The 8774-nt window shown below is 40.1% G+C and carries 6 protein-coding genes and 1 pseudogene; 5 read left to right on the top strand and 2 right to left on the bottom strand.

The genetic code is table 11. The features are described 5' to 3' along the window. Positions 1 to 178 precede the first annotated feature (178 nt). From BLV53_RS10345 to hisS, 4 genes are read left to right on the top strand one after another with little or no spacing between them, the layout of a single operon-like run. On the top strand, positions 179 to 2473 hold the full coding sequence (locus BLV53_RS10345; RefSeq protein WP_090300575.1) for a RelA/SpoT family protein: 2295 nt from the start codon (positions 179 to 181) through the stop codon (positions 2471 to 2473). A gap of 9 nt (positions 2474 to 2482) precedes the next feature. Then, the gene (locus tag BLV53_RS10350; protein ID WP_090300547.1) at positions 2483 to 3106 is read left to right on the top strand and encodes an MBL fold metallo-hydrolase; all 624 of its coding nucleotides are present in this window, start codon (positions 2483 to 2485) and stop codon (positions 3104 to 3106) included. Then, the gene (gene hemZ, locus BLV53_RS10355) at positions 3103 to 4542 is read left to right on the top strand and encodes a coproporphyrinogen dehydrogenase HemZ (protein WP_090300550.1); all 1440 of its coding nucleotides are present in this window, start codon (positions 3103 to 3105) and stop codon (positions 4540 to 4542) included. The genes BLV53_RS10350 and hemZ overlap by 4 nt, the downstream gene beginning before the upstream one ends. Next, positions 4533 to 5792 (top strand): histidine--tRNA ligase, encoded by a 1260-nt coding sequence (gene hisS, locus BLV53_RS10360; RefSeq protein ID WP_090300552.1) that lies wholly within the window; start codon positions 4533 to 4535, stop codon positions 5790 to 5792. Before hemZ ends, hisS begins: the two co-directional genes overlap by 10 nt. A 49-nt stretch (positions 5793 to 5841) precedes the next feature. Here hisS and BLV53_RS10365 read toward each other — a convergent pair whose 3' ends face one another. Further along, a complete protein-coding gene (locus tag BLV53_RS10365) occupies positions 5842 to 6366 on the bottom strand; it encodes a flavin reductase (RefSeq protein WP_090300554.1) in 525 nt (174 codons plus the stop codon). Between the two features lie 18 nt (positions 6367 to 6384). Further along, positions 6385 to 8295: an EAL domain-containing protein gene (locus BLV53_RS10370; protein ID WP_090300556.1), complete on the bottom strand. Its 1911-nt coding sequence runs from the start codon at positions 8293 to 8295 to the stop codon at positions 6385 to 6387. 241 nt (positions 8296 to 8536) lie between these two features. Between BLV53_RS10370 and BLV53_RS17570 the strand changes: the two are divergent. Further along, a pseudogene (locus tag BLV53_RS17570) lies at positions 8537 to 8774 on the top strand (UPF0236 family protein); the annotation flags it as partial.

Consider the following 8774-nt stretch of genomic DNA (forward strand, 5'->3'; position numbering starts at 1 on the left):
AAATTTTCCTTTCAAAAAAATAACTAATTAAAAAAGCCTGAAATATCTTAACAAAAAAATATAAAAAAGTCTATAAATTCACAGAATTTTCGGTATCTGCATTATTGCTTTTTAGAGTGTTAAATTATATAATGTTTAATAAAAATTTTTCAGGAAGGGTGGTGATATCGTGGCAGAGATGGATAAAGCTGAATTAGAAAAACTTGAACACAAAATCTCTATGGAAAATCGCGGTGTCATCGCTACAACAGATTTTGTAGACCCGGATGAGCTCTATAGAGAGCTTATTTCGCGCGTCCAGAAATACCATCCTAATACAGATATTTCCATGATTGAAAAGGCTTATCACATTGCAGCTGAAGCCCATAAGGATCAGCGACGCAAGTCAGGTGAGCCTTATATCATCCATCCACTTTGCGTGGCTATTATCCTAGCCGATTTGGAGCTCGATAAGGAAACCATCGTGGCTGGTATTCTTCACGATGTTGTTGAGGATACCATCTACACCAAGGAGGAGCTTGCAGAGCTGTTCTCAGACGAAGTTGCAGAGCTAGTTGATGGCGTCACCAAATTAGGCCAGTTAAACTACGATGCAGATAAAGTGGAAATCCAGGCAGAGAACCTCCGAAAGATGTTCCTTGCCATGGCAAAAGATATCCGTGTCATCCTTATAAAGCTTGCAGATAGACTTCATAACATGCGTACTCTTAAATACATGAGGCCTGAAAAGCAAAAGGAAAAAGCCCGTGAGACCATGGAGATTTATGCCCCATTAGCACAGCGTTTGGGTATCAGCAGAGTTAAAATCGAGCTGGATGATTTATCACTGAAATATCTCGAACCAGACTCATACTATGATTTGGTACAAAAGATTGCTCTCAGAAAGAGCCAGCGTACTGAATATATTAATTCTTTAGTAGTAGATGTTAGAAAGCACATTGAGGCTGCTGAAATTAAGGCGGAAGTTTACGGTCGTGCCAAGCATTTCTTCAGCATCTATAAAAAGATGGTCAACCAGCACAAAACCATCGATCAGATATACGATTTATTTGCAGTCCGCATTATAGTAGATTCCATCAAGGACTGTTATGCTGCGCTTGGTGTTATCCACGAGATGTACACGCCTATTCCAGGCCGTTTCAAGGACTATATCGCCATGCCAAAGCCTAACATGTATCAGTCCTTGCATACCACTGTTATCGGCCCAAATGGCGCACCATTTGAGATTCAGATTCGTACCTACGAAATGCATCGCACCAGCGAATACGGTATCGCAGCTCACTGGAAATATAAGGAAAGTGGCGAGGGCTCTTCAGTTGTAGGCGAAGAGGAAAAGCTTTCATGGCTTCGTGAAATTTTGGAGTGGCAGCAGGAAATCTCCGACAATAAAGAATTCTCTTCTTTATTAAAATCGGACCTTAATCTGTTTTCAGATACAGTTTTCTGTTTTACACCTAGTGGAGATGTTAAGAACCTGCCAAATGGCTCTACACCAATAGATTTTGCTTATTCCATCCATTCAGCGGTAGGCAATCGCATGATAGGTGCCAAGGTCAACGGCAAATTGGTTCCTATCGACTACGTTATCCAAAATGGTGACCGAATCGAAATCGTTACATCTCAAAACACCAATGGACCTAGCCGAGACTGGCTTAATATCGTAAAGTCATCACAGGCTAAAAATAAAATCAACCAGTGGTTCCGCACCCAGTCAAAGGACGAAAATATTGCCAAGGGCAAGGAACTTCTCATAAATTCTGCCAAGCAAAAAGGCGTGGATTTGGGTGACATCAACAAGCCTAAATACCAGGAGCTCATCAAAAACAAATACGGCTTCCATAGCTGGGAGGATACCCTTGCAGCCATAGGCCAGGGTGCCATCAAGGAAGGTGCAGTAATCAACAGAATGTTTTCTGCATGGCAGAAAGAACATCCTATAAAGGTTACTGATGAGGATGTATTGGCAGAGCACGCAGCAGGCTCAGATAAGATTAAGCCAAAGTCTAAAAATGGTATTACCGTTAGTGGACTTTACGATGTTTCTGTGCGCTTTTCTAAGTGCTGTAACCCTGTTCCGGGAGACGAAATAGTAGGCTTTGTTACCAGAGGCCGTGGTGTTTCTGTCCACAGAACAGACTGTATTAACATGATTAATCTTCCTGATTTTGAGAAGGAGCGCCTAATCGAAGCAGAGTGGGCTCCAGGCATCGAGGAAGAGGGCAAGCGTGGCGGTGTTTACCTTACAGAAATCAACATCTACGGGAACAACCGTACTGGACTTCTCGTAGACATCACACGTATTTTCACAGAGCGTGAAATCGACATTGATTCTATCCATTCAAAAACCAGCAAGCAGGGTGTTGCCACAATCACTATCAAATTTGGCACCCAGAGCAAGGAGCAGCTTCGTTCCCTTGTTGAAAAAATCAAACAGGTAGAATCGATTATAGACGTAGAAAGACCTAGAGGATAATTTTTTTAAATGAAAGTAATGCATATATTGTTGCCAGTTTGCGCCATGAACTGCTATCTGGCAATCAACGACAAAACAAATGAGTCCATCATCATAGATCCAGGCTCATCACCTGACCGCATCAAAGCAGGGGTGGAGAAATCCGGCACAAAGCCAGTGGCTATTCTTATCACCCATGGGCATTTCGACCATATCGGTGCTGCAGCAGAAATCGCAGACACCTACGGCATAAAGATTTATGCTCACGAAGCTGAGAGAGCCACACTTGAGGATGCATCGATAAATCTTTCAGCTGACATGATTTTCAAATCTACAGAATACAAGGCTGATGTTTATTTAAAGGATGATGAAGAGCTTGATTTAGCTGGGCTCCACTTAAAATGTCTTTTCACGCCAGGTCATACTCCTGGCGGATGTTGTTTTTATTTCCCAAATGAAGATATTCTCTTCACTGGGGATACACTGTTTTGTGGTTCCGTTGGCCGTACAGATTTTCCAGGCGGTTCAATGTCTCAGCTTGTAAATAGCATCAAGACAAAGCTAATGACACTTTCGGATGATATTATTTGCTATCCAGGTCATGAGTCGGCCACAACCATCGGAAATGAAAGGATGTACAATCCATTTCTATGATTTATGTAAAGTTAAACGAAAATAATTTTGAATATGATATTTATTCCCTGATAAAGGCTTTTTATCCTAAAGAGGAGGTGCGTATAGGCACTGACGAGGCTCCTGTGGATGAAGAGCTTTTGTTTTGCATGGATGTTAAATACGCAGACAATAAGCTTACATTAGATGGACAGGAGGTAGCTATTGATTATGCTAATCGCCCAGACACTAAAAATCGCCTAAAGCTGGCTATTTACGAAAGTTTGCATCAGCGTACAGGAAAGGACCTGCCATGGGGCACACTCACAGGCATTCGTCCTACCAAAATCTCCCTTGGAATGATAGAAGAAGGGGCAACTGATTCCGACGTGGAAGCCTACATGCGAAGCACCTACCTTACATCAAAGGACAAAATAGACCTAAGCCTTCAGGTTTCCCACAAGGAGCATGAGCTTTTATCTAAAATCGATTACGATAATGGCTACTCAGTGTATATTGGCATTCCATTTTGCCCAAGCACCTGCTTGTATTGTTCCTTTACTTCATACCCAATAGGGCTTTGGACTAAAAAGCTTGATGACTATATCGACGCTTTGGAAAAGGAAATGAAATTTACCTCAGAGGCATGCAAGGACAAGAGTCTTACCACTATCTATATTGGCGGTGGTACACCTACATCCCTTGACGAGGTGCATTTAGACAGACTTCTTACACTTGTGGATAAATACTTTGATACCCAGTCTCTCTTGGAATATACAGTTGAGGCAGGTCGTCCGGATTCAATCACCTATGAAAAGCTTCAGGTGATGAAGAAGCATCCTGTCAGCCGAATTTCCATCAATCCACAGACCATGAATCAAAAGACCCTTGATTTAATCGGTCGTTTCCACAAGGTGGAGGATATTTACAGAGTATATGGCTGGGCCAGAGAGCTAGGCTTTAAAAATATCAACATGGACCTTATTCTTGGTTTGCCAAACGAGACTCTTGAGGATGTTAAATACACCTTAAGTGAGGTGGAAAAGCTTGCTCCTGACAATCTTACAGTGCATTCATTGGCCCTTAAGCATTCGGCAAGGCTTAACTACGATAAAGAGGCCTACGAGGATTATTTAATAGATAATTCTCAAAAACACATGGATGTGTGCCTTGAGTCGGCAAAGCGAATGGGCATGTCACCATATTATCTGTATCGACAGAAAAATATGGCGGCAAATCTTGAAAATATCGGATATGCCACTGCAGGAAATGAGGGGCTTTATAATATCTTGATAATGGAAGAAAAACAAACTATAATGGCACTTGGCGCTGGCTGTGCCTGCAAGTTTGTTGCAGACCACGGCAAGACAGTAACCAGATGTGAAAATGTCAAGGATGTTCAGCTTTACATGGACAGAATTGATGAAATGATAGAAAGAAAACGTGAAAGACTTAGAGAGGATTTGAAATGGCTTTAAACAAGAAACCAGTTAATGGAATGAAGGATATACTTCCATACGAGATGGAGGTTCGTGATTACGTAACATCTATTATCAAAGAAACTTATCGTTCATTTGGATTTACCCCAATTGAGACACCAGCTATGGAGTCTATTGGCAATCTTTCAAACAAGCAGGGTGGAGAAAACGAAAAGCTTATCTTCAAGGTAATGAAGAGAGGCGAAAAGCTTAACATCCCTGAGGCTACTACAGAGGAGCAGGTGGTTGATTTTGGTATGAGATATGACCTTACAGTTCCACTTTGCCGTTTTTATTCAAATCACGCTAATGAGCTTTCAGCACCATTTAAGGCTCTTCAGATTGGTTCTGTATGGAGAGCAGACAGACCTCAGCGTGGTCGTTACAGACAGTTTACACAGTGCGATATCGATATTCTTGGTGAGCCTAGCAATCTTGCTGAAATCGAGCTTATTCTTGCTACAACCACTACACTTGGTCGTATTGGCTTCAAGAATTTTGAGATTCGAATTAATGAGCGTCGTATCCTTAAGGCAATGGCTGCTTATGCAGGCTTCGCAGAGGACGATTATGATTCTATTTTCATTACACTTGATAAGATGGACAAAATCGGTCTTGATGGCGTTTCAGCAGAGCTTCTTGAGGCAGGTTATTCAAAGGAGTCTATTGATAAATACGTAGGCTTATTTGAAGCTCTTTCAGATGTAAAGGATGTTGCAGCTGGAATGGATGTACTCCTTGAGAAGCTTGGTGAGTTCCTTGATGAAGAGGTGGCAGATTGGATGCGCGAGATTGCAGCAGCTGTCAATGCTACAAAGGAAGCACAGTTTGAGCTTGTTTTTGACCCTACACTCGTACGTGGAATGAGCTATTACACAGGAACTATCTTTGAGATTGCTATCCCTGAGTTTGGTGGAAGCTGCGGCGGTGGCGGACGCTACGACAAAATGATTGGCAACTTCACAGGTCAGAATACTCCAGCATGTGGTTTCTCAATCGGCTTTGAGCGTATCATCCTTCTTCTTATGGAGCAGGGCTTCAAGGTGCCAGGTGCCAGCAAAAAGGTAGCCTATCTTGTAGAAAAAGGCTACCCAGCAGAAAAGCTTTCTGAAGTTATGGCGCAGGCAAAGGCTGCACGCGCTGAAGGCCAAACAGTTCTTGTGGTTCGCATGAACAAAAATAAAAAGTTCCAGAAGGAACAACTTACAAATGATGGATATGAAGAGTTCGTAGAATTCTTTAACAGATAAAAAGCACTGGCAAATAAAAAGGACTGGAAATCCAGTCCTTTTGGTTTGCCTATCTAGCTCTGATATCTAAAATCTCTCCAATATACATGGTATGGAAATCATCCAAATGCCTCTCTGTATAATGGATATTAAGTATCTTTTGATCTAATATAGTATTTTCAGTCATCGGCACAGCCGCGATTTTTCTACATAGGATAATAAAGTTTGCACCATCAATATAAGGTACACCCATAGCATGCTCAATTTCAACACGACAAGCTTTTAATTTGTCTTCATTTCTTCCGCTTAGTTGATCCAGTACTTTCATCAGTCTTGCATTATTTACATCATTCATATCGAAGAAGCATGCAGAAAAAAATTCACCCTCATCCAATAGTTCTTTTGTGTAACGTGTGTTTCTCAAAAAAGCATATATAACATTTTTTCCCCAAAGATGGCCTACACCGCCTGTATGAGAGGATGTTGCATTGACTTTTCCATTGGATTCAGCAACTATTGCAACTCCTTCGTCGGCAATTTTCTTGATAGGATTCCATTCTAACATGTTAATTGGATAAGGTTGAAATGTGTGCATAAACGTCCTCACTTTCTATTACGTTAAATTATGTGTCTGCATGAATTTCAGGAACTCATGCTCTGGTAATGGTCTGGAGAAATAAAAACCTTGGATATAATCAGCACCGAGTTCTAACATGGTATGAAATTCTTCTTCGGTTTCAATTCCTTCAGCAATTATTTTTAGCCCCATTTTGTGAGCCATGTCGATAACGGCAACAACAATAGCCTGCGCTTTAGGATTGTTAAAGTATTCTTTTGACAGATAATTATCCAACTTAACAATGCTTACGGGCATATCCACGATATAGTTGAGGTTTGAACTACCAGAACCAAAATCATCAAGTGAAAATGACAGACCGTGTTCTTCCAGTTTTTTCATATTTCTGTACAAGCTATCACGACTTCTAAGAGAGCTTGTTTCTGTTATTTCCAAATTAATCATTCTTGGATCAATTTGGTATTCATCAAGCATTTCCAAAAACTTATTTGTAAAAATAGGACTTTCTCCCTGTTTAACAGAAAGGTTAAGCTCTATATGTTCTACACCGATGCGTTCGATGTGGTATGACTTTATAAAAGATAGGGTCTTTCTGTAAATTGTATCTGAAAGAGGAATAATTCGTCCTGAAAGCTCGATTATAGGTATGAATTCATCAGGTAAAAGGTAGGTGTCGTCTCTAAGCTTGATTCTAACCAGTGCTTCAGCGGAAGTAAAAGTGTGGGTTCGTATGTCGTAAATTGGCTGGTAATGCACTTCGATACGATTGTTTTCCATCGCCTCCACCACCAACTTTTCTATCTGGCGATGATAGCGGATGTTGTTCATGACTTCATCATCAACCACAATTTCTGAGCCTAGTAGCTGATTATGGTCAGAAGGAATAAAATCAGACAGAAGATGTAGCAATTCATCTGCATTTTCGGCAATAGATGAATTTGGTACTATCGTATAGTATGGCTTTAGCAGTAGGAGAGAATCGTTGATATCCGGTTCATTCTCTACTGATTGAAAGTAAGTTGAAATCTTAAATTTGGTGCTCTCCACAAAATCTGTATTTTCGAAGACTAAAAGAAAATAGCCTTCTGCGGTATCAAATACCTTTGCTGTATCTATCGTGAAAAGAAATTCAGATAACATGTGAATTGTTTTTCTAAGTAGTTTATTTTCATCGGCTGAATCAGCAACGGTTTTAAAAGAAATCATCATTAATGAGAATGGATGTCTGGTTTGGTACAGATAGTCAAAATAATCCCTGATGACCGCTGAACTAAAATGACCGGTACGTCGTGAAAGGGAGCTTTGTGGATTCTCCATTTCAAAAAACATAATCAGAGCACCGATGCAGCTTGCAAAACTAACAATAAGAAGTTGTGGATTTAAAAATTGAATGGTAGCAGCTAAAATCCAACTGAACATCCATACCATGAGTGCGGAGATTTTCTTTGGTTTTAGGTGCTTCTTAAATATAATCGTGGATACTATAGTGGAAATAATATAAACGGCTACAAAAAAATATGTGGCGTATGCCGCAGGTCCATATGAATACAGGGCTTTGCCATCATAATAGTAATTAAGTGGCAGATAAACTGTGGTTATAAGGCCTAAAATACAAAAACTCTGATAGAGTACGGCGATGTATTTCTCGTGTGTTGTGCCCCAGTATTCAAACAAATCTGAGATAGTGTAAGACAACGCTGCAAAAGCAACACAGTGTAGTGAAAGCAGATAGCTCTTACATATGCCAAGTATCACCCACTCATTAAATCGTTTTGAATTTACAATAAAATAGCATGATGCAATGTCTAAAAGCACGCATGTCAAAATAATATACAATGTCGTTCTGAATTTTCGCTCAGAACTCAGTCCTATAGTTGGTTGCTTTATGTAGAAGAATATGAGTATTGCAACAATTACCAGCCCGCATACTTGTGTGTAAATATTCATAAGAAGCCGCCCCCATGCTAAATCTAATTGAATTATAACATCATTGCCTATTTGTATTTGTGGTAAAGCTATGAAAATTGTGTTACTTCTATTTAAATCGGATTAATTCGGAATGAAATAATTTAGCGCAGCTAGAGTAAAAATTTTCTCGGAAAATATACACAAATAATAAAAGAACATCCTTCTTTGTGATAAGGTATTGGTTTGCGAAAACTATACACACAAGGGAGGATGTTCTTTTATGGAAGACATTATAAATTATTTAGCGGAATATTTCATTCCAAAATTATTCGAGTTAAAGCTGGAGTATTATAAAAATCCAACAAGTCTGGCTGATTTTGCCATCGCAACAAAAGAAGAAACAGATAAGTTGGGTAGAGAGATTTTGCAGACATCCATAGAAGAAATGGATCGGTTAATCAAATCGTTACCAGCTAGAAAAAGGAAATGGGTTGTGGAGCATAAGGCTGATGGAAGGC

The sequence above is a fragment of the Pseudobutyrivibrio sp. ACV-2 genome, from assembly GCF_900107545.1.
Lineage (GTDB): Bacteria > Bacillota > Clostridia > Lachnospirales > Lachnospiraceae > Pseudobutyrivibrio.

What these genes read in the sequence shown, in the direction of transcription:
- BLV53_RS10345 (WP_090300575.1), top strand. Translation starts at nt 179, where the DNA reads ATGGATAAAGCTGAATTAGAAAAACTTGAACACAAAATCTCTATGGAA.
- BLV53_RS10350 (WP_090300547.1), top strand. Translation starts at nt 2,483, where the DNA reads ATGAAAGTAATGCATATATTGTTGCCAGTTTGCGCCATGAACTGCTAT.
- hemZ (WP_090300550.1), top strand. Translation starts at nt 3,103, where the DNA reads ATGATTTATGTAAAGTTAAACGAAAATAATTTTGAATATGATATTTAT.
- hisS (WP_090300552.1), top strand. Translation starts at nt 4,533, where the DNA reads ATGGCTTTAAACAAGAAACCAGTTAATGGAATGAAGGATATACTTCCA.
- BLV53_RS10365 (WP_090300554.1), bottom strand. Translation starts at nt 6,366, where the DNA reads ATGCACACATTTCAACCTTATCCAATTAACATGTTAGAATGGAATCCT.
- BLV53_RS10370 (WP_090300556.1), bottom strand. Translation starts at nt 8,295, where the DNA reads ATGAATATTTACACACAAGTATGCGGGCTGGTAATTGTTGCAATACTC.